This is a genomic window from Mesorhizobium ciceri WSM4083, assembly GCF_000519305.1.
Classification (GTDB): domain Bacteria; phylum Pseudomonadota; class Alphaproteobacteria; order Rhizobiales; family Rhizobiaceae; genus Mesorhizobium; species Mesorhizobium ciceri_B.
Window position 1 is genome coordinate 1 of sequence record NZ_JAFG01000009.1, and the last position, 20,998, is coordinate 20,998.

A 20,998-nucleotide genomic window follows, 5' to 3' on the forward strand; every position below is an offset into this window, starting at 1 on the left:
CTGGTCGAGGCCAAGACCACCATCCCGCATTTCTACCTGACGCTCGACTGCGAGCTGGATGCACTGTTGGCGCTGCGCACGCAGATCAATGCGGCTGCCCCGGTGAAGAAAACCGACAAGGGCGANGCNCCNGCCTACAAGCTGTCGGTCAACGACATGGTGATCAAGGCGATGGCGATGGCACTGAAGGCGGTGCCGGATGCCAATGCCTCATGGACCGAAAGCGCCATGGTCAAGCACAAGCATGCCGATGTCGGCGTTGCCGTGTCGATCCCCGGTGGGCTGATCACGCCGATTATCCGCAAGGCCGACGAAAAGACACTGTCCACCATCTCCAACGAGATGAAGGATCTGGCCAGCCGCGCGCGCAGCCGCAAGCTGAAGCCGGAAGAGTATCAGGGCGGCACCACGGCGGTGTCCAACCTCGGCATGTTCGGCATCAAGGATTTTGCTGCCGTCATCAACCCGCCGCATGCGACCATCCTTGCGGTCGGCGCCGGGGAGGAGCGGGCGGTGGTCAAGAACGGCGAGATCAAGATCGCCACCGTGATGTCGGTGACGCTGTCGACCGACCATCGCGCCGTCGACGGTGCGCTGGGTGCCGAACTGCTGGTCGCCTTCAAGAACCTCCTTGAAAATCCGATGGGCCTGCTGGTCTGATCCACCAAGCAGAAGCCGGCGCCGAATGATGCGCCGGCTTACGGCAGAAACGACTTGTCAGGCGCCGACCCTTGACCCATGTTCTATCTGGATTGCGATCCAGGGAGGCCAAATATGCCTGCATTCGACCCGTCTGACGTCAAAACCCTGTTCGGCAAGGTCATGGGCGCGTCGCCATCCGACATCAAGCTGGTGGCGCAGCGCCTGCACGACCACGCCTTCGAGCCGCGCATGTCGGCGGACGAGACCAGGCAACTTGTCGCCAGCCTCGGCTATGACAGTCTGGACGCGTTCTGCGCCGACATCGGCTTGCCCACCCACATCGCCGAGCGGTGGAGCCGTTTCGGTGTTTCCGGCGAGATGAAGCAGGTGTTCACACTGTTGGCGGCGCAGCGCAAGCGGGTGGCCGAGGCGATCGCCGAATTCGAATCCATGACCCATGTCGGCGTCGAGGATTTTTTGCGAGAGCGCGGACTCATTTAGCGGGAAACACCGGAGCCAGTCGAACCGGCTCAGCCGCCCTTGGCAAGCAGCGCCGTGGCGGTATCGCTGTCGGTGATCAGCACGTTGGTGTCGACGGCTTTCAGCGCGGCGAGGATCGCCGCGACCTTGCGCTTGCCGCCCGCGGCAAGAACGACATTAGGCACGTTGCTGACCACATCGAGATCGATGGCCATGACGCGGCTGTTGACCTCGTGGTCGACCAGTCCGCCGGCGGCATCGACGAAATAGCACAGCATGTTGGCGACCGCGCCCTTCGCTTTCAGCGGAGCGATCAGCGATGACGGCACGATGCCGTGCCGGAAGATGGTGGCGTCCGGCGACATGTCGCCGACGGTGAGCAGCGCGATGTCGGCGGTCGCCGCGCGTTGGCGCACATCCTGCAGGGTCGGCTGTGCCCAGAGGAGATCACGCAGCGAGGAATTGTCGACCGTCACCGGCGCGGTGATCTGGTAGCTGTCGACCTCGAAGACGTCTGCGACCTTGGCTGCGACGATCGATGGATTGATCCATTGCGAATGCGGCAGGCTGCCGACGAGCGCCACCACGCAGGCACGCTTCAACTGCCGGCGGGCAAGGAAGCCGAGGCTGGCATGCAGGGTCGCGCCGCCACCGATCGCCAGCGTCATGCCGTCCTGCATCTGCTCGCCGAGATAGGCCGCGACGGCGTGGCCGATGGCCTTCTCCAGATGGTCATGCGCCGAAGGCGTCGGGATGACGACGGCGGCATTCAGACCCCAGCGCTTTTCCAGCTCCCGCTCGAGCGCCACCTGTCCGGCGGTCGGCGCGTTGATCATGGTGACGACGATGCCTTCGGCGGTGCACGAGGCCAGGGTACGCATGACCTTCACCCTGGAGACATCGAGCTTTTCAGCGATCTGTTCCTGGGTGAAACCTTCGACATAGTAGAGCCATGCCGTCTTGACGGTAAGGTCCGACGAGACCATCGGCAGGCGAGCCTGTCTGGGTTTTTCTGTGGTCATCGGTTCCTGTCCCTCATGAGCCGTGGCCTGCCCGGTGCTCATCAAGGAAACACCGGCCGGATGTCAACTGATGCCGGATCTTCGGCGTGTCGATTGTCGCACATTTCTGTTCATTTGTAATTGACATCGTACATATGAACATATTTTGTGGGTTTCACGCGCTGTGTCATCCACCAGTCATATGCGCCGTGCAGGGAGGAAGAGACGGGGAGCCGGCCAGAGCCGGACCGGTCATGCACAGACAAGACAGGAGGTCTCATTGAAGACGCACTTCATCAAGCTGCTGGCCAGCCAGCTGGCGCTCGCGGCAACCTTGTTTGCCGGGGTGGCAAACGCCGAAACACTGACGCTCTACACGTCCCAACCAGAAGCCGACGCGGCCAAGACCGTGGATGCCTTCAAGAAGGCACAGCCGGGTATCGATGTGAATATCTATCGCTCGGGAACGAGCGACATCCTGACCAAGATGGCGGCCGAGTTTGCCGCCGGCAGCCCGCAGCCCGACGTGCTTCTGATCGCCGATGCGGTCTCGATGGAGCTGTTGAAGAAGGACGACCGGCTGCTGCCCTATCCCGAGGCAAAGCTCGAAGGCATCGAGGCGGATGCCTATGATGCCGACAAGACCTATTTCGGCAGCAAGCTGATCACCACCGGCATCGTCTACAACACTGCGGCGACCGAGAAGCCGCAGCATTGGGCCGATCTCGCCAAGCCGGCCTATGCAGATGGCCTGGTCATGCCGAGCCCGCTCTATTCGGGTGCGGCCGCCTACCTGCTTTCGGGCTTCGTCGGCGATACCAATTATGGCTGGGATTTCTTCCAGAAGCTGAAGACCAACAACACCGTCAGCGTGCGCGGCAATGGTGCGGTGCTGAAGTCGGTGGCATCGGGCGAGAAGCCCTATGGCATCCTCGTCGACTTCATGGCGATGAATGCCAAGAAGAAGGGTTCCCCGGTCGAGTTCGTGTTCCCCTCGGAAGGTGTGCCGGCAGTGACCGAACCGGTCGCCATCATGAAGACCGCCAGGAATGTCGATGGCGCCAAGAAGTTCGTCGACTTCATTCTTTCCGATGACGGCCAGAAGCTGGCGCTTTCGATGGGCTATCTGCCGGCGCGCGCCTCGGTCGGCCGCCCCGAATGGCTGCCGGAAGGCGTCAAGGTCAAGGTGATGTCGTTCGACACCAAGGCAATCGTCGCCAAAACCGACGCCGACAAGGCGAAGTTCTCGGAACTGTTCGGCGGCTGAGCCGGCAATCCCGTCAGGGATGCCGTCCCAGCGGCATCCCTGACGGGAAAAACCCCGATCGCATCGGCTGATCGACCCCAGGAAACGCAATCATGTCCACACGGATCAGGGAAAGCCGGGGCCAGGAAATGGTCCTGACGGCGGCGGTAGCCATCGTCATCGTCCTGCTTTCGCTGCTGCCGATGCTGCGCCTGATCAAGGAGATCGTGGCACCCGGTGGCACGCTGTCGACCGTCGCGATAAAGGCGGGGCTCGCCAGTCCGGCGACCTGGATCGCCACCTGGCACACACTGGTCGTCGGTATCGGCGGCACCCTGCTTGCGGTGCTGTCGGGAACGCTGGTGGCCGTCCTCGTCACTCTGACCGATATCCGCGCTCGCAGCGCCATGGTGCTCTGTTACGTCATGCCCTTGATGATCGCGCCGCAGGTGACGGCGCTGGCCTGGCTGCAACTGTTCGGCCCGGCAAGCCCGTTCCTGAAACTGTTCGGGGCGGCACCGCCGCTCGGTACCAGGAACCCGCTCTATTCGACCTCGGGCATTATCCTGCTGCTCGGCGTGCAGTATGGGCCGCTGGTTTTCCTGCTGGTGCGCGCCGGCCTGCGCAAGCTGCCGCGCGAGCTGGTCGAAGCGGCGCGGGCCGGCGGCGCCGGCTGGTTCTCCGTGCTGATCACCATCGTGCTGCCGCTGATGACGCCGTCGATCATGGCGGCAGCGGCACTGGCTTTCGTCTCCTGCGTCGGGAATTTCGGCATTCCCGCCTTTCTCGGCATTCCTGCCAACTATCTCGTGCTGCCAACGCTGATTTATCAAAAATTGGCCGGCGGCGGCCCGGCCGTGCTCGGCGAAACCGCGTTCCTGTCGGTGCTGATTGGCGTCATTGCCATGGCTGGTATCTTCGCCCAGGAGGTGATGAGCCGCCGCCGCGACTATCGCATCAGCTCTACATCGCTGCCGGCTGAGCCATACGAACTCGGCCGCTGGCGGCCGGCCGTGCAGGCCGGCATGTGGCTGCTGATCATCGTGGTGCTGGTCCTGCCGCTGTTCGGGCTGGTTCTGACATCGCTGGTGCCGGGCTATGGCATTGCGCTCACAGCCAAGACGGCGACGCTCGACAATTATCGCTTTGTGCTGTTCGAGCATGACGCGGCCAGCCGCGCCTTCTTCAACAGCTTCTGGCTGTCGATCGCGGCGGCCTTCTTCGCGGTTCTGGTCGCAGTGCCGATCGGCTATCTGATCGCCTGGGGCAAGCAGCGCTGGGTACGGCTGCTCAATCTGTCGGTCGAGCTCCCCTATGCCTTGCCAGGCGTGGTGCTGGCGATCGCCTCGCTGCTCATGTTCCTGCGGCCGATCCCGCTCACCGGCATCCAGCTCTACAACACCGTCTGGATCATCCTCTACGCCTATCTCGCCCGCTTCCTGGTGCTGGCGCTGCGGCCGACCATCAGCGGCTATCACCAGATCGACCGGGCGCTGGAGGAGGCTGCGCAAGTGGCCGGCGCCGGGCTGTTCACCCGCATGCGCACGATCATCTTTCCCCTGGTGGCACCGGCGGCGATCGCCGGCGGCCTGCTGATCTTCATGACGGCGCTGAGCGAACTCACCGTTTCGGCGCTGCTGTGGTCGTCGGGCTCGGAAACCATCGGCGTGGTGATGTTCTCCTTCGAGCAGGGCGGCGATTCCAACTATGCGGCGGCGATGTCCGTCATCACCGTGGCGGTCACTTTCGCGCTGATGCTGGTGACCAATCTGCTTGCCCCCTACCTTCCGACCGGAGTGCTGCCATGGCGCGATTGAGCCTGGACAATGTGACCAAGAGCTTCGCCAATTTCGATGCCGTCAAGGACGTATCGATCGACGTCGCCGACGGCGAGTTCCTGGCAGTGCTCGGCCCTTCCGGCTGCGGCAAGACGACGTTGCTAAGGCTCGTCGCCGGATTCGAGAAAGTGACGTCAGGCGAAATCCGCATCGGCAATGAGGTGGTGTCGCGCAAGGGCGGCAGCGTCGCGCCGGAAAAACGGCGCGTCGGCATCGTCTTCCAGAACTATGCGCTGTGGCCGCATATGACGGTGGCCGAGAACATCGGCTATTCGCTGAAGGTGGCGAAGCTCGACAAGGCTGTCGCCCGCCGGAAGGTTGAAGACGCACTCGCCCTGGTCAATCTGCAAGGGCTGGGCGAGCGCCGGCCGGCCAATCTTTCCGGCGGCCAACGCCAGCGCGTGGCGCTGGCGCGCTGCCTGGTCGCCGCGCCCTCGCTGGTGCTGTTCGATGAGCCGCTCGCCAATCTCGACGTGCATCTGAGGGCATCGATGGAGGACGAGTTCGCATCCTTCCACAAACGCACCGGCACCACCATCGTCTACATCACCCATGATCAGGCCGAGGCGATGGCGCTGGCCGACCGCATCGCGGTGATGGATGGCGGGCGCCTTGCCCAGCTGGCGACGCCGCGAGAACTCTATCATGAGCCGGCAAATGAAATGGTGGCGTCCTTCATTTCGCAGGGCATTTTGCTGCCCGCCGACGTGCTGAGCGCGGAGCAGGCGGGCCACTGCAAGATCCGGGTTCTCGGGACTGAACTGATTGTCCGCTGCCGGCCAGGCGAGCGGCCGCGAATCGGGGCCAAGATCTGCTGCCGGTCGGCCGATCTCGACGTGTCGCCGGATGGCCCCGGCTTCGATGGCTTGGTCAAACGGGTGATCTACCAGGGTGGCTCGGCGCGCATCGAATTCACGCCTTCGACCAGTCCCGACCTCACCTTGCATTTCGAACAGCCCGACCCGGTTGTGCTGGAGAGCGGAGCCCAGGCGCGTCTGCGGATACGGTCCGGCTGGCTGATCCCGGCGGCGGGGGCAGCAGCGTGATGATGCTCGATCTGCTCGGCGGCTTTGGCGAAAAAGGCCGCACCAGCCTCGCTGTCGGCAGCGGCAAGGATCGCATCTTGCTCGACGTCGGCATCAAGGTCGGCGCCTCGGGAGCGGACTATTATCCGGCGCTGGATGGTTCGATTGCCGACATCGATGCGCTGTTCGTCTCGCACGCGCATGAGGATCATATCGGTGCGCTGAGCTGGCTGCTGTCGCGCGGTTATGCCGGTCCGATCTTCATGACGGCCGAGACCCGAGACGAGGCCCCGGCCACGCTTGCCGGCTATGCCGAGCCCGAGGATTTCAGGCGGTTCCCTTTTCCCGAAGACCGCATCGAATTGTTCGAGCCGGGCGACACGTTGAACAGCGGCAACCTCACGATCCGGACGGGACGCTCCGGGCATGTCGTGGGCGGCGTCTGGTTTGCGGTGGACGACGGCGAGAGCCGCGTCGCCTATTCGGCCGATGTGGTGCCGGACAGCAATGTCTTCGTCATGGACACGATCCCGCACTGCGACCTGCTTGTTCTCGATGCGTCCTACGGCGCCGATCCGGTGCCGGGGACGGCGCGTGCGCGCGAAATCTCGCAGTGGGTGGCGAGGCATTCGGACGGGTGTCTTTTGCCGACGCCGCTCTCGGGTCGGTCGCTGGAGCTGATCGCGGCCTTGCCGGGGCCGTTCGCCATCCATGCCGGCATGCGTTCGTCCCTGGAAGCGCAGATCGGCGCCACGGCGGCCTTGTTGCCGGGTGTCTCAGAATTGCTGCGCCGCCGCTTGCAGGAAGCAGCCGACTGGATCGATGCCGATCCCCTGCCGTCCATGCCTTTGCTGGCGGATGACGGCATGGGTGAAGCCGGCCCTTCGTCGCGCCTCTTGCCGCGTGCCGACCATTCCGGTTTTCCGGTGCTGCTTACCGGCCATCTGCCGTCAGGCTCGCCGGGCGATCTGTTGCACAAGGCCGGCCGAGCGGACTGGGTGCGCATGCCGACCCATCCGACGCTGTCGGGCAATGTCGACATCTGGGAGAAGGCCGGGCGTCCCGCAGCACTCGGTCACTCCTGCACGCCGGACCTTCTCGGCGATCTGCAAACCCACATCCCGTCGCTGCGCACGCAATGCCGCACCGGCCAGCGCATAGTGGTGTCGGAGGCAAGAAAACGATGAGAATTCTGATCTGCAACGACGACGGCATCGAAGCGCCGGGGCTTGCCCGTCTGGTCAATGCGGCCAGCGCGTTGAGCGACGATGTCTGGGTGGTCGCGCCCGACGGCAAGCGCACCGCAGCCGGCTCGTCATTGACGATTGCCAGGCCGTTGACCATGCGGGGCGTCAAACCGAACTGGTACGCCTGTTCCGGCACCCCGGCCGATTGCGTGGTAAGCGCCATGACGTGGCTGTTCGCCGATTCCGAGAGACCGGGCCTTGTGCTGTCGGGCGTCAACGATGGCCGCAACGTTGCCGAGGACCTTGCCTATTCCGGCACGCTCGGCATTGCGCGGGAGGCGACCTTCTGGGGCGTTCCAGCCATCGGCTTCTCACGCGTGAAAAATCCTGATTTCACCGATGGCGACGACCAATGGCTTGGCGCGCTGATCGCTTCATTGTGGCAATCGCGCGCCGACTGGGCCGCTGAGGGGCATTGGCTGAGCATCAACCTGCCGACCTTGCTGCCGGCCGAAATCCGGCAGCCGCGCATCGGCCGCGACAAGATCGCCCGCAAGGCCGAGATCATGGAAAGCGACGGCGAACGCACGGTCATCACCGTGCCGCGCGGGCGCGCTCATGCAAGTGAGCCGGGTGACGAAAACGAGGCGATCGATGCCGGCTTTATCAGCATCAACCGGCTGAACTGGTTTGGCGAGACACGGCTGGACGAACGGTTTCTGGACGGGATCGCGAGCCAGCGGCAAACTGGCTGACCTGGGGTCTGCGCGTCGTCATCCGATCACCAACCTGTCAGCGGTTAAATCAAGCCAATCCACTACCTATGCTTGAAGCCGCCGCTATTTCATTCCACATCGGTGAGGATGAAGGGCGAGACAGGAGAACGGCGGCGGCATCTGCTGTGGGCTTTGCCCGCATCGCTGATCCTGCATGCGCTCATCGCGGCGTTTCTGGTCTATGGCCTGCCGAGACCCGAGCAGCAGCCGGTTCAGCAGGAACAGCCCGTCAATGTCGCGATCGTGCCGCCACCCGAGAAGCCCAAGCCGAAACCTGCTCCAAAGCCACCGGAACCAACACCTGAAAAGAAGGCTGAAAAGCCGCCTGAACAAAAGCCGCCTCCAGAACCGCCGAAACCGCCAGACGAGCAGGTTCTGAAGCGCGTCTTCCAGTACGGCCAGAAAGATACCGGGCCGGAGAAATCGCTCGACGGAAGCAGCGCTAAACCCAACACGCCATCGCCGGCCAAGGATGAGGCGGCGAAGCCGCCTGTGGCACCGACACCCACGCCGACCCAGCCAGCCCCGGCTGCAACGCCACCGCAGAAGGCGGAGTCCAGCAAGCCTGACGAGAAGCCAGCCACCGTTGCGCCGGACGAAAAGCCCGCGCAAAGCGAGGAAAAGGCGGCGACCGAGGATACCGACAAACAGCAGCCGGACAAACAGGAACCCGCACCGCAACCCGACGAAAAGCAAGCCGTCGTGACGCCAAAGCCATTGACGGCTGAGACCGGTGACAAGCCGGCGCCTCCAGCCTCGACCGAAAAGGCAAAGCCCAAAGCCAAACCTGCCAAGACAATGACGTTCAAACCCGCAAGAGCTTTCAAAGCGCCGAGCGGGAATGCTGGAAGGTCAAATCCCACCAACAACGCCCTTGCGGGATCACCGATCTATTCCGGCCTTCCTGGCGTCAGAAAGCTTTACTCGCAAGGGGCAACCGGCAATGCGTTCGCTACAAGCTCCATGGAGAATGTGCCGCGCGGTCAGCGCGTGGCCACCCTTTGCGGCAACGTTCTGAGCCGGGAATTGCAAACTGCCGACTATACGGTCAAATGGGTGCCAACCATCACGCTGGACAAAGGCAATGTTCTCAATCCTCCGCAGGCCGCCTTCAGCACCAGAAACGCCTGGTATAACCTAAATTTTCGATGCGAAGTCGACGCCGATGCGACCAGGGTCCTGTCCTTCAACTTCCGTGTGGGCTCATTGGTGCCGCCTGGCGAATGGGCCAGCCGTGGATTCACAAAGTATCGCCTAAACTAGGCCGGCACACCAAACCTAGCCAATTGCCGGCTAACTTCTTGCCAGTCGGCGCAGACGAAATCGGCACCGGCAGCTGTCAGCCGCGCGGCGTGCTCGGCATAGGTATGGCCGCCGCCGGTGTAGCCGATCGCCGTCATGCCGGCGGCGACAGCGCCCTGGATGCCGAAGGGCGAGTCCTCGATGACGATGCAGTCAACGGGATTGGCGCCGATCTTGTCCGCCGCGAAGAGGAAGATGTCCGGCGCGGGCTTGCCGTTCTTGACCATCGAGGAGCTGTAGATCGCGTCGCCGAAGAAACGCGCCAGCCCGGTCACGGCAAGGCTGTGGTTTATGCGCTCGACGGAGGAGGACGAGGCGACACAGCGGTCGCCCGCAAGCGTCGCGAGAAACGCAGTGATTCCCGGTGTCGGCTTCAATTCCTGCGAGAACAGCACCTTGGTCTCGGCCCAGATGTCGCCGTCCGCCGCCGCCGGAAATTGGTGCCCGGTCAATTCCTTGATCCTGGCGATGATATCGGACTGCTTCATGCCGACGCATTGGGCGATGATGCTGGTGTTGACACCGGGCATGCCGTGCTTTTCGTAGACGCGCTCATAGGCGCGGGCGGCCAGCGGCTCGCTGTCGACAAGAACGCCGTCGCAATCGAAAATAATAGGCCTTGGTCGCGCCACGCGTTTCCCTCTCGAGTCAATTTTCGCACATCGCTATCGGCAAAAAGTCAAATGTTCAATAGTGCGTGCGTTTTGGGGGCGCGAAGAGCGGGCTCAAAGCTGGCGCAACGCATCGCTCGCACGGGAAGACCCGAGCGCCCGTTGCATGGCTTGCCGGGACTGTGCGCGGTCCGGGGTGATCCAGTTCGGTTCGGCGCCGAGAAAGCGGTCGAGGAAAGCCACCGCATAGGCCGGCATCTCGGTCACATTCTCGCGATAGGACCACCATGTGCGCAAATCGTCGGCGCATTTGTCGATGCCGGGTGCGGTGCCGAATTCCTGCTCGTGGATCGCCGAAATCACCGAGACGCAGTAGTTGGTGTAGAGGAAACCCTCCGGCCAGAAGCGGACGATTTCCAGCGTGCCGGCGTTCGTTTCCGTCTCGATCAGCTGCGTGAGGCCGGAGATTTCCCTGGCCGGCGCCTGTTTTATCAGTTCGCGCAGCACGAGGCCGGCGGCAAAGACGATGAAGTCGGCGCGGTTGATCGCGGCGAAGCGCTTCTGCGCCTCCATGATCTCGACCCAGTCGAGAAAGGCCCTGGTGAGCTTTGCCTCGTCGATCTCGAAGCGCACGCCGAACGTGTCCGAGACCACCTTCGCGCTGCCGCGAAAGGTGGCGCGGAACCAGCGCAACTGCCGCAGCCGATGGCGAAGATCGGGCATCAAGGCCAGTTCGTCCCTGAAGGGCAGATCCATCTTCCTCGTATCCTGTTTCCCGGTCAGCCTAGCACAATGGCACCACGGCCGAAATCGGTCAGCGTCCCTGTGGATGACCGCAGCCGAGGCCAATATCATACATATTGACATTCTTGGAAACAAATGTTCTCACTTTGCTGTTGTCACGCGCCGGTCCAAGGTGCGGTTCAACTGAGGCTTCGGGAGGAGAACCGAATGGCGATTTGGCAGTGGGGACTGCTTCTGCTGGTTATTGTGTGGGCGCTGCAGTCGCTCGGCGTCTGGCTGCAGATGCGGCACTATTCGGATGTCTTCAGGGGCGTCACCGACCAGTACAAGGACGGCTTCGTCGGAGCCGGCAATTTTCGCGGCCGTTTGGCCAAGGGCACCATCGCGCTCGTCGTGGTGACACCCGACCTGATCGTGCGCCGCCTGATGGTGATGAGCGGCCGTTCCGTCTTCACCAAGTTCAAGAGACATGAAGAATTCGAGGGTGTTCCCCTCGATAGACTCCGGTCCAACCCTGCAATCATGGGGGAGGGGGAACCCGGTGTGGCCGAGGCCGTGAAACGGGCGATCGAACAGATCGACAAGACACGGTCGGAGCCGGGAAAGAAGCCGGGTCTGTCCGGCTTGAACATAGCAAGGGCCTAGAGGACGAGAGGACGCCGCGCACCGACTGGGATCAACCGGCGGGCGGCATAAGGAGGAGAAATGTCTGTATTTTCGTTGTTAGCGCAGCATGCCGACATGGCCGTGCACAATCTGCATGTCGCAGGTGCCATGGTCTCGGATGCCGCATTGCATGGCAAGCTCGCCGTCGAGCATGCCTCCGACCATCTCGTTGTCCTCGCACAAGCGGACAGCGGACCGATCACCGTCGATCAGTTCAAGGAAAAGCTGAAGGACGTCCAGCAGGAAGAGCAGCTCGGCTGGCTGACTGCCATCGGCAAATACTTCATCGGCATCTTCCAGAAGGGCGGCGAGGTCTTCGCCGGCTTCGTCACCGGCATCATTCCGACGCTGGTGGTGCTGATGACGGCCTTCTACGCCGTCACCGAACTGGTCGGTGAAGAGCGCGTGCATGGTCTGGCGCGCGGGGCCGGCCGGATCGCGCTGACGCGCTACACGCTGTTGCCGCTGCTGGCGGTGTTCTTCCTCACCAATCCGATGGCCTATACGTTCGGATCGTTCCTGGAAGAAAAGCACAAGCCGGCCTTCTATGACGCGGCCGTATCCTATGTGCACCCGCCGCTCGGTCTGTTCCCGCACATCAATCCCGGCGAGTATTTCGTCTGGGGCGGCATTCTCGTCGCGCTGCTGGAGCTGGAAAAGAAGGGCGTCGTCGTCGCCGGCTACCACGTCAAGGTGGCGATCTGGTACGCCATCGTCGGCCTCGTCGTCATCCTGCTCAAGGGCATGCTGACCGAACGCATCACCGCGATCATGGCACGCCGCCAGGGCGTCGAGCTGTAAGGGCGGGGAGGACATCATGGCCAAGACATACAAAGCCGTAAGGATCACCCAGGGCAAAACCGGCTGGGGCGGCCCGCTCGTCATCGAGCCGACCGAACAGCGCAGCAAGGTTGTTTCCGTCACCGGCGGTGGCATTCACCCGGTGGCGCAGCTTATCGCCGACATGACCGGTGGCGAAGCCGTCGACGGCTTCAGGGCGCCGCCGATCGAAAGCGAGATGGCGGTGGTCGTCGTCGACTGCGGCGGCACCGCACGATGCGGCGTCTATCCACGCAAGCGCATCCCGACCGTCAACCTGACGCCGGTCGGCCAATCCGGGCCGCTGGCCCAGTTCATCACCGAGGACATCTACGTTTCGGGCGTGAAGCCGGCCAACATCACAATGGCGGACGGATCCGAAACGGTCACGACTGCAGGGGGAGCAGCAGCGATGAGTTCAAGCAACAATGCGGCCGCGGCACCACAGCCGCTGCCGAGCGAAGGTGGGCTGATCGGGCTCATCAGCACGATCGGCCGCGTCATGGGACGTATCGTCGGCATCTTCTTCAATGCCGGCCGTCGCACCATCGATCAGGTCATTCGCAACGTGCTGCCGTTCATGGCCTTCGTGACCATGCTCATCGGTCTGATCCTGTATACCGGCATCGGCGATGTGCTGGCGCAGCCGATGGGTCCGCTGGCCAACAACATCGTCGGCCTGCTGATCATCTCGGCGATCTGCGGCCTGCCGTTCCTGTCGCCCATCCTCGGGCCAGGCGCTGTCATCGCGCAGGTCATCGGCGTTGCCATCATCGGCCCCCAGATCGCCAATGGCACGATTTCGCCGGCAATGGCACTGCCGGCGCTGTTTGCCTACAATACCCAGGTGGGCTGCGACTTCGTCCCAGTCGGCCTGGCGCTCGGTGAGGCCAAGCCTAAGACGATCGAAATCGGCGTTCCGGCGGTGCTCATCAGCCGCCAGATCATGGGTCCGGTCTCGGTGCTGATCGCCTGGGTCGTCAGCCTGATCGTGTTCTAAGGCAATTCCGGGAAAAGCGCACAATGCTTTCCCTTGGAAATTGCGTCAAAACAAAGAGATAGAGCGGTTCACCGCTCTAGGGAAAGTTGAGAAAATGAGGTTCGCCATATGACGGTTCTGCTGAGAACACGGGTCACTGCCATCGGCCCCGAAGTGGCGGACCTTGCCGAAGGGGGCGTGGTCATCCTGTTTGCGGATGGCTCGCCGCCGGAGCTTGCCGAGGTTTCGGTGCTCCACAAGGCGGAGCAGGGACCAAGTGACGGAGCGCCCGCCAAGGGCGCTTCGATCACCCTCGGCCCGGTTGCCGCTGTTATCACGGCGGTAGGCTCCAGCGCGTGGAGCAAGGTGCTGGAAATGGGTCATGTCGTCATTTCGTTCAACGGCGCTACCGAGGCCGAGAGGCCGGGCGAGATCTGTGCGTCGCAAGTCGACCCGCAAGCGCTCGTGGCCGCCCTGAAGACGGGCGCGATCATCACCATCGCCGCCTGACAGCATTCGCGCCGCGGCCTATGTTGGGAGCGGCGCCCAAAACCAGAGTATTTGCCATGGAACGCTCGACCATCGTCAGAGTGCATGAAGGTTTGCACGCCCGTCCCGCGACGCGGTTCGTGAAGCTCGCCAAAGGCTTCGAATCCGATGTCGAACTGGTCAAGGACGGCAAGGCGGTCAGCGCCAAGAGTTCGGTCAAGCTGATGCTTTTGGCAGTCAAGGAAAACCAGGAAGTCACAGTGCGGGCGCACGGTGCCGACGCGATCGAGGCGATCGAGGCGTTGATCGGCTATCTCGAGAATCCAAAGGCCGGCCTTGATGACGAGGACTCCCAGCCGACAGGCGATGCCGGGCCGAAGGCGGCGGTCGGATCCGCGCCGACGGCATCTGGAGCAGCAAACGCCTTGCGCGGGGTGGCGGCAAGCGAAGGTTTTGCCATCGGCCCGGCCTTTGCGCATTTCCCGCCCGATATCGCCGGACAAGGCCGCGTGTTGCGGGCCGAGGAGATAGAAGGCGAGATCGACAGGTTCCGCACGGCTGTCGGCGCGGTCCAGGCACGCATGGACCATGCGTTGGCGCAGGACAGCCTGTCGGCTGGAGACCGCGGCATCGTCGCCGCACTGCGGGACATTGCCGCCGACGACAGTCTGACCGGCGAGGCCGAGGGCCTGATCAAGGGTGGCAACGATGCGATTTCGGCCGTCATCACCGCCGCCTCCACCATCGCCGCCGATTTCAGCGCTGTCGACGATCACTATCTCAACGCGCGGGCGGACGACGTTCATGCGGTCGGACGACAGATCTGCCTGGTGTTGCTGGGCCAAGACGATGTCAGCCTCGAAAACATACCCGAAGGCGCTATCCTGATTGCCGATGACATCGGCGCCTGGGATCTGGCACGCGCGCCGCTGAAGCGTATCGGCGGCGTGGTGTGCGGCCATGGCGGCGCCACCTCGCACATCGCCATCATCGCGCGCTCGCACGGCATTCCGGCCGTGCTCGGCCTCGGCGGCCAGGTCAATGCCTTGCGCACCGCGCGAGACGTCGCGCTCGACGGCAATGCCGGCCATGTGATCATCGACCCCGACGAGGCGACCCGCGCCGATTTCGCCGGCCGCGTCGAAGCGGCGGCAAAGGAGCGCGCCGGGTTGACCGTCTTCAAGACGGTGACGCCGAAGCTCGCCGACGGCAGGATCATCGAGGTCGCGGCCAACATCGGCTCACTTGAGGAAATCGAAGCGGCGCAAGAGGCTGGCGCCATGGGCATCGGCCTGTTCCGCACCGAGCTTTTGTTCATGCGCCATATGCATCTGCCCTCGGAAGACATGCAGGCCGAGACCTATGCGGCGCTGGCCAAGGCTTTTGCGCCCTATCCGGTCATTGTGCGCACGCTCGACATCGGCGGTGACAAGCCGATTGCCGGCATCGAATTTCCCGACGAGGAAAATCCCTTCCTCGGCTGGCGCGGCATCCGCATGTGTCTCGACCGGCCCGACATCTTCAAGCGCCAACTGCGGGCGCTGCTGCGCGCCGCCGTGCACGGCAACATCAAGGTGATGCTGCCGATGGTGTCCGACATCTCTGAAGTCAGGCAGACGCGCGTGCTGATTGACGAATGCACGGTCGAGCTGAAAGCCGAAGGCGTGCCGCACGCGTCATTCGATCTCGGCGTCATGATCGAAACCCCGGCTGCCGTGCTGATCGCCCCGGCGCTGGCCAAGGAGGTCGCTTTCTTCTCGATCGGCACCAATGATCTGACCCAGTACATCATGGCCGCCGACCGGCTCAATCCGACGGTCGCCAAGCTCAACGATGTCACCAATCCGGCCGTCATGTCGGCGATCGAAATGACGGCAAAAGCCGGCGTCGCCGCCGGTATCATGGTCGGCATGTGCGGTGAGGCGGCCGGCCGTCCGGATTTGATTGCGACCTTCGTGAAGATGGGGCTGACCGAACTCTCGATGAGCCCGGCTTCCATCCAGCGCGCCAAGAAAGCGATCATGGCCATGGCCGCTGAAGGCTAGCCCAGGCCGGCTGACTACGGCAGATGGGCAAGCAAGGTGGCGAACACCGGTGTCAGTTCAGCGATCGGGTTTGCCTTGGCGCAGGCCTGAACGATGCGGTCGTGGCGGATATCCGCCGCCAGGATCGCGATCTCCAGCATATCCGGCTCCGGCGCGCCGTCCCTGCCGGTGGTCGCCAGGCCGCAGGCCAAAGCGAGCGGTGCCAGGCAGCTTATGTCAGGCGCGCTGCTGCCCATCACCGCCGGCGTTTCGGACACTGTTTCGGCAAAGCGAACGGGACGCTGGCCGAGGCACTCGACCAGCAGTGCCGAACAGGTTGCCGCGATTGCCTGCAGTCCGGCACCTGGCGCGGCCAGCGCGGTCAGGAGGTCGCCATGCCGCTTGCGCATCGTGGCGTGGACGGCCGCGAAATCGGCTTCGTGGATGCGGGCATTGTCGATGTTCAGGCCGGCAAGCACTGCCTTGGTCAGATAATACATATCGCGCCGGAACAAGCGCTCCGCGCTCAACTGGCGATCCTCGTTGCCGATCGGGAAATAGGTGCCGAGGCCCTTTACCGTCGTGCCGTCCACCTTGATCGGGCGCTCATGGGGGACGAAAGCTTCAGCGATCGACAGCGCCTCGTCGACGGCACTGGCGGCATGGCTGAGCAAGCCTTCGATGCCCTTGCCCGGAAACGGCGGCAGATGGCTGGTTGCTTCGCGCAGGATGCTGGCATCGCCGCTGCCGTCATGGCGGCTCTGGCGGATGATTTCGCGGACTTCCCGCAGCCGGTCCTTCAGATTGACGCGGACATCTTCGGAGATTTGTCGGAGCATCGCGGGTCGCCTTGAAATTTGCTGCGGATAGCCGCCAACCGGGGCAGCCGCCACTCTCTACATTGTTCCTATCGATTGGTAGATCAATAGGCGATACTAGACCAGCATGCAGAATCGGCGGCGGCGCGCTCGTCCGTCGCCGCAGGGGGAGAGACAGACTTGGGCAGACGACGACAGGGCGAAAGCGAAGACGGTCGAGGCGAGGCAACCGAGCACGTCGCCAGCGAAAGCCGGACGGATCGCCTCAGGATTCGCGCCGCCTGGATGTATTTCGTCGAACAGATGACGCAGAACGAGATCGCCGACGTGCTCGGCGTCGGTCGCGTCACCATCGTGCGCATGCTGGCGGATGCCCGGGCGCGCAACGAAGTGAAGATCACCATCGAGAGCGAATTGTCGGAAATCGTGCGGCTTGAGCGCGCGCTGGAGAAGACGTTCGGGCTGCAGCAGGCGCTGGTGGCGCCGCTTTCGGCACCCAATGCCGATCCGATACCGGCGATCAGCGCCAAGACCGGCAGTTTCCTGTCGGACATGATGAAGTCCGGCATGCGGGTCGGCGTCGGCTGGGGGCAGACGTTGTTCTCGAGCCTGCCCTTCATCAGCGCCAAGTCGCTCACCGACTTCAAGGTGATTTCGCTGCTTGGCGGCGTCGGCGTCGTGCGCCGGGTCAACCCAGCCGAGTTCGCCTGGCGCTTTGCTCAGATATTCCAGGGCGACGGCTATCTGATGCCGACACCAGCCGTCGTCGACAGCGTCGAGACCAAGATCGCGCTGATCGAGCGCTGCGGCCTGCAGGAGATTTTCGAGATGGCCGACGTGCTCGATGCCGTTCTGCTGAGCGTCGGCGGGATCGCCTCGGCCACCACCTTCTCTCGTGGCGGCTTCCTCAAGGAGGCGGATCGGGAGGCCCTGCTTGCGCGTGGCGCTGTCGGTGACCTCCTGTTCCATTTCTTCGACCGCAACGGCGATCTGGTCGACCATCCCGTCAACAGCCACGTGATGTCGGTGGATGTCGACCGTCTGCGCAAGGCGCCGATCCGTATCCTCACCTCCGGTGGCGAGGAGAAAACCGAAGCGCTGCTTGGCGCCATGACCCTCATCGCCCCAACCATCCTGATCACCGACGAGGAGAGCGCGCGGCGCATGCTGGAAGCGGTCAGCGGAAGCTGAAACTGTCCGTGATGTAGTCCGGCCAGGCCTGCTGTTCGTCGAAAACAGCGGCGAGATCCGGTGTGTCCGCCAGTATTCCGCTCAGCACTAGCGCGGTGGCGATGCCGGCGTTGTTTCCCCCCGATATATCGTGTTCGACGCTGTCGCCGACACAGACCACGGTGCCACGGTCCGGCTCGCCGGCCAGCGCCAGCGCGGCTTCGAAAATCGCCTTGTCGGGCTTGCCGATGCGGGTAACGCTGCCGCCCAGGCTTTCGTAGAGATCGGCAAGACGGCCGGCGCCGAAGCGAGGGCCTTTGGCCGTCAGCATGATGATGTCGGGATTGGTGCAGAAACACGGCACCCGCCGCGCTGCCGCCGGTGCGAACAGCCTGCGATAATGGTCGAGGTCAAAGCGGTCACCCTCACTGGCCGCGATCAGCACCAGTTCGGCTTCATCGCCGGACCCGGTCAGCACAAAAGGCAGACCCTCGATCGCGGAGCGGTCACCTTCACGGCTGACCAGCAGGCATTTTGTCCTTGGGCGCAGCTTTCCCGACGCGGCCATTTCCCTGAAGGATCGCCACGCCACCTCGCCGGAAGAAACGAAATGATCCCAGCTTCCCGCTTCGAAGCCGAGTTTTATGAGCCGGCTTTCATTGGGTTGTGCCCGCCTGCCGGAGTTCGAAACGAGCACCACCGTCTTGCCGGCGCGCTTCAGCGCCGACAGTGCCGCCACCGCGCCTGGATAGGGCCGCGTGCCGTCATGCAGCACGCCGAACTGGTCGAGCAGGAACACGTCGTAGCGCTCCGCCAGCGGCCCGATGCCGTCGAGACGTTCGATCGTCTTCGCGCTCATAGGAGTCCTGCCCGGCTTGCACCCATCAGCGCCAGCCGCGCCGTGCCGGCGGCGGCCTCGTCGGAAAGCGCGGGCAGGAAATCGACGCCGAGCCTGCGCCGCCGGATTGCCGTCCAGGCTGGGTTCGCCGCCCCGCCTCCGACGCTCCTGACCGATATCAGCGCGGGCGCGCCGAGTTCGGCAAGCCTGCCAAAGCCGAGCGCTTCGATCGCGGCGATGCCTTCGAACATCGCTTTCAGATAATCGGCGTCGTCCGCCGGCCGGGGCGCAAGGCGCGGCGGCAGCGCCGGATCGGCGATCGGAAATCGTTCGCCCGTGGCGGGAAGCGGATAATAATCGAGGCCGGTGTCGGTCTCCGGGTCGATTGTCGCGCTGAGTTCGATGATACGGGCGAGCGGAAAATGCTGGGCCAGCACCTTGCCGCCGGAATTCGACGCNCCGCCAGCCAGCCAGGCGTTGCCGAGCCGGTGGCTGTAGATGCCGAAGCGCGGCGCCGAAATCGGCCGGTCGGACAGGATCTTGATGGTCAGCGAGGATCCCAGCGCGGTAACGCCGTCGCCGATCGCGGCAGCACCGGTCGCAAGGAACGAGGCGCAGCCGTCCGTGGTGCCGGCGACAATGGCCACATCGCGCGGCAAGCCGAACAGTTCCCCGACTTCCGCGGTGAGGGCGCCGGTGACCTCGCCTGGTTCGACCACGCGCGGCAGCAGCTCCATGCGCATTCCGGTCGCCGCGATCCATTCCGGCCAGCGGCGGGCCTCGACATCATAGCCTGTCTTCAGGGCATTGTTCTCGTCGCTGACGTCGAAGCGGCCGGAGAAGTTTCCGGCAATCCAGTCGGCCTGATGCAGCACCATTGCAATGCCCGGCAGATGCTGGAAGCGCAGGGCCTTGGCGAGGCCGGATGTCGCTCCGTGCGCTGCACTTGCAGCCGGCGCGTTACGGGCGATCGCGGCCAGGATGTCGTCGTCATCGACCTTGTCGTTGTACATCAGCGGTTCGGCCAGCGGCCGCCCGGCGGCGTCGACCGGCAGCAGCGTGCCGGAGGTGCCGTCGACGGCGATGGCGCGGACCGCCGTGCAGTCGATGCCGGAAAGCAGCTCCGTCAGCACCGTCTTGACCGCTTGCCACCACGCCGTGGCAGCTCGCCCATCGCTGCCAAACCTGTCGAGTGGGACGGCCGAGTGCCCGGCTATGGAAAAATCAGGGCGCATGGCGACGGCGCGCGCACCCGATGTGCCGATGTCGATGCCGATGGCAAGTGGCATCATCTCCATGCTAGCCGCCGGCCGCGTTGAGCTTCTGGCGATACTGCTCGGCGTCCCAGTTGACCAGTTCGTCATTCTCGGCGGCGGTGAGATAGTTCAGCCGCGCCGCGATGTCGATGCGCGCCGTCACATCGGCAAGGCAGCGTTGCATGGCGTCGGCGCCGGCACTGGCGTCGCCGCGCATCAGCACGCCTGCGCCGGGAAACAGGATCGCAGCCGGCGGCGTGCCCAGACGTGCGATGACATCGGCCACGGTCTCGCCAGGCCCCGCCACGACCGAGCCCTGGCCGAGGAAGATGACGTGGTCCGGATAGAGGCTGCCGGCCTGCGCCATGCGGCGGCTCTCCGGGTCGAGCGCAACCGCATGCGCTTCGACATCGGCCGGCAATCTGTAACCGCTGTTGCCGGCAAGCGCCGCCAAGGCGGCAAGGTCGGGTGCGGCGGTCGCGCGCGCCGGCCGGGCCAGTAGCGACCGGACGCTACGCAGCAGAACCTCTGCCCCGGCGACGGTTTCGGCGGCGATGACCAGCCCGTGATTGCCAAGGATCAGCACGTCGACATCAGGCCTAAGCTTTTCGGCAATGCCGCGGGCAAGCGGCAGGCCTGGCCGGAAATAGGGCACATAGGCCCATTCGATGCCATCGAGCCGCCTGATGACCTCGGCCTCGCCATCGGCCTGCACGGCAAGCGAGATGGTGTCGACGCAATGGACATGCAGAACGACGCGCTGCGGCATCAAGGCGTGCACCGTGGTCTCGATCGACGGACGCAGGCCGCGCGGGTTGAGCGCCGCAATGGTGAAACCCTGCGGCTGGTCGGCGGCGCGGTCGCGCTGCTCGACGGCCCTGAGCAGCGGCGCCATCGCCACCGGCACCATGATGTCGTCGGTGAGCGCGTCCTTCAGCCAGGTGCCGGAGGCCTTGATCCACAACGTGTCGCCGGCTTTCAGCGAAGTGTTGCCGCCTGCGGCCTGGGTCAGAAGCGGGCTCTGCCCGATGCTGGCTGAAAGCGCCCGCAAGGCCTCCAGTTCCTGCGCGTCAGCCTGGGTCGCCAT

General features: G+C 64.0%; 21 protein-coding genes. 14 read left to right on the forward strand and 7 right to left on the reverse strand.

Going from position 1 to position 20,998, the window contains the following annotated elements; genetic code table 11:
- Together MESCI2_RS0119575 and MESCI2_RS0119580 are read left to right on the forward strand one after the other, a co-directional pair.
- Positions 1–660: 2-oxo acid dehydrogenase subunit E2 (locus MESCI2_RS0119575; protein ID WP_027038051.1), on the forward strand; the 660-nt coding region annotated here is incomplete at its 5' end.
- Between the two features lie 114 nt (positions 661–774).
- Positions 775–1,143, forward strand: coding sequence for a hypothetical protein (locus MESCI2_RS0119580; protein ID WP_027038052.1), 369 nt, complete (start codon positions 775–777; stop codon positions 1,141–1,143).
- A 29-nt stretch (positions 1,144–1,172) separates the two neighbouring features.
- Here MESCI2_RS0119580 and MESCI2_RS0119585 read toward each other — a convergent pair whose 3' ends face one another.
- Positions 1,173–2,144 (reverse strand): sugar-binding transcriptional regulator, encoded by a 972-nt coding sequence (locus MESCI2_RS0119585; protein ID WP_027038053.1) that lies wholly within the window; start codon positions 2,142–2,144, stop codon positions 1,173–1,175.
- A 259-nt stretch (positions 2,145–2,403) separates the two neighbouring features.
- Here MESCI2_RS0119585 and MESCI2_RS0119590 point away from each other — a divergent pair, with 259 nt between their 5' ends.
- From MESCI2_RS0119590 to MESCI2_RS0119615, 6 genes are all read left to right on the forward strand, one after another.
- Complete coding sequence (locus MESCI2_RS0119590) at positions 2,404–3,390, forward strand: ABC transporter substrate-binding protein (protein ID WP_027038054.1); 987 nt, start codon at positions 2,404–2,406, stop codon at positions 3,388–3,390.
- A 92-nt stretch (positions 3,391–3,482) separates the two neighbouring features.
- Entirely contained in the window at positions 3,483–5,186 is a 1,704-nt protein-coding gene (locus MESCI2_RS0119595) for an ABC transporter permease (RefSeq protein WP_027038055.1), read from the forward strand.
- On the forward strand, positions 5,174–6,253 hold the full coding sequence (locus MESCI2_RS0119600; protein ID WP_027038056.1) for an ABC transporter ATP-binding protein: 1,080 nt from the start codon (positions 5,174–5,176) through the stop codon (positions 6,251–6,253). The genes MESCI2_RS0119595 and MESCI2_RS0119600 overlap by 13 nt, the downstream gene beginning before the upstream one ends.
- Complete coding sequence (locus MESCI2_RS0119605) at positions 6,253–7,419, forward strand: MBL fold metallo-hydrolase (protein ID WP_032901048.1); 1,167 nt, start codon at positions 6,253–6,255, stop codon at positions 7,417–7,419. Before MESCI2_RS0119600 ends, MESCI2_RS0119605 begins: the two co-directional genes overlap by 1 nt.
- Complete coding sequence (locus MESCI2_RS0119610; protein ID WP_027038058.1) at positions 7,416–8,174, forward strand: 5'/3'-nucleotidase SurE; 759 nt, start codon at positions 7,416–7,418, stop codon at positions 8,172–8,174. The genes MESCI2_RS0119605 and MESCI2_RS0119610 overlap by 4 nt, the downstream gene beginning before the upstream one ends.
- Positions 8,175–8,282: 108 nt before the next feature.
- Complete coding sequence (locus tag MESCI2_RS0119615) at positions 8,283–9,458, forward strand: DUF930 domain-containing protein (protein ID WP_027038059.1); 1,176 nt, start codon at positions 8,283–8,285, stop codon at positions 9,456–9,458.
- Here MESCI2_RS0119615 and MESCI2_RS0119620 read toward each other — a convergent pair.
- Together MESCI2_RS0119620 and MESCI2_RS0119625 are read right to left on the reverse strand one after the other, a co-directional pair.
- Positions 9,455–10,129: an HAD family hydrolase gene (locus tag MESCI2_RS0119620; protein WP_023811039.1), complete on the reverse strand. Its 675-nt coding sequence runs from the start codon at positions 10,127–10,129 to the stop codon at positions 9,455–9,457. The two genes, MESCI2_RS0119615 and MESCI2_RS0119620, sit on opposite strands and share 4 nt — an antisense overlap.
- Positions 10,130–10,222: 93 nt before the next feature.
- Positions 10,223–10,864 (reverse strand): hypothetical protein, encoded by a 642-nt coding sequence (locus MESCI2_RS0119625; protein ID WP_027038060.1) that lies wholly within the window; start codon positions 10,862–10,864, stop codon positions 10,223–10,225.
- Between the two features lie 195 nt (positions 10,865–11,059).
- Between MESCI2_RS0119625 and MESCI2_RS0119630 the strand changes: the two genes are divergently transcribed.
- From MESCI2_RS0119630 to ptsP, 5 genes are all read left to right on the forward strand, one after another.
- Entirely contained in the window at positions 11,060–11,497 is a 438-nt protein-coding gene (locus MESCI2_RS0119630; RefSeq protein WP_027038061.1) for a transcriptional regulator GutM, read from the forward strand.
- Between the two features lie 60 nt (positions 11,498–11,557).
- On the forward strand, positions 11,558–12,319 hold the full coding sequence (gene srlA, locus MESCI2_RS0119635; RefSeq protein ID WP_013529328.1) for a PTS glucitol/sorbitol transporter subunit IIC: 762 nt from the start codon (positions 11,558–11,560) through the stop codon (positions 12,317–12,319).
- A gap of 16 nt (positions 12,320–12,335) precedes the next feature.
- Positions 12,336–13,337 (forward strand): PTS glucitol/sorbitol transporter subunit IIB, encoded by a 1,002-nt coding sequence (srlE, locus tag MESCI2_RS0119640; protein WP_027038062.1) that lies wholly within the window; start codon positions 12,336–12,338, stop codon positions 13,335–13,337.
- Between the two features lie 108 nt (positions 13,338–13,445).
- A complete protein-coding gene (locus MESCI2_RS0119645; RefSeq protein WP_013529330.1) occupies positions 13,446–13,826 on the forward strand; it encodes a PTS glucitol/sorbitol transporter subunit IIA in 381 nt (126 codons plus the stop codon).
- A 56-nt stretch (positions 13,827–13,882) separates the two neighbouring features.
- Positions 13,883–15,850, forward strand: coding sequence for a phosphoenolpyruvate--protein phosphotransferase (ptsP, locus tag MESCI2_RS0119650; RefSeq protein WP_027038063.1), 1,968 nt, complete (start codon positions 13,883–13,885; stop codon positions 15,848–15,850).
- Positions 15,851–15,864: 14 nt separating this feature from the next.
- Here ptsP and MESCI2_RS0119655 read toward each other — a convergent pair whose 3' ends face one another.
- On the reverse strand, positions 15,865–16,668 hold the full coding sequence (locus MESCI2_RS0119655) for a hypothetical protein (protein WP_027038064.1): 804 nt from the start codon (positions 16,666–16,668) through the stop codon (positions 15,865–15,867).
- A 159-nt stretch (positions 16,669–16,827) separates the two neighbouring features.
- Here MESCI2_RS0119655 and MESCI2_RS0119660 point away from each other — a divergent pair, with 159 nt between their 5' ends.
- Positions 16,828–17,838, forward strand: coding sequence for a sugar-binding transcriptional regulator (locus MESCI2_RS0119660; RefSeq protein ID WP_027038065.1), 1,011 nt, complete (start codon positions 16,828–16,830; stop codon positions 17,836–17,838).
- Here MESCI2_RS0119660 and MESCI2_RS0119665 read toward each other — a convergent pair.
- From MESCI2_RS0119665 to MESCI2_RS0119675, 3 genes are all read right to left on the reverse strand, one after another.
- Positions 17,825–18,676 carry a TIGR01459 family HAD-type hydrolase gene (locus tag MESCI2_RS0119665; protein WP_027038066.1) on the reverse strand — a complete coding sequence of 284 codons (852 nt, stop codon included), beginning with the start codon at positions 18,674–18,676 and terminating at the stop codon, positions 17,825–17,827. The two genes, MESCI2_RS0119660 and MESCI2_RS0119665, sit on opposite strands and share 14 nt — an antisense overlap.
- Complete coding sequence (locus MESCI2_RS0119670) at positions 18,673–19,947, reverse strand: FGGY-family carbohydrate kinase (protein WP_027038067.1); 1,275 nt, start codon at positions 19,945–19,947, stop codon at positions 18,673–18,675. Before MESCI2_RS0119670 ends, MESCI2_RS0119665 begins: the two co-directional genes overlap by 4 nt.
- A gap of 7 nt (positions 19,948–19,954) precedes the next feature.
- Positions 19,955–20,998 (reverse strand): class II aldolase/adducin family protein, encoded by a 1,044-nt coding sequence (locus tag MESCI2_RS0119675; protein ID WP_027038068.1) that lies wholly within the window; start codon positions 20,996–20,998, stop codon positions 19,955–19,957.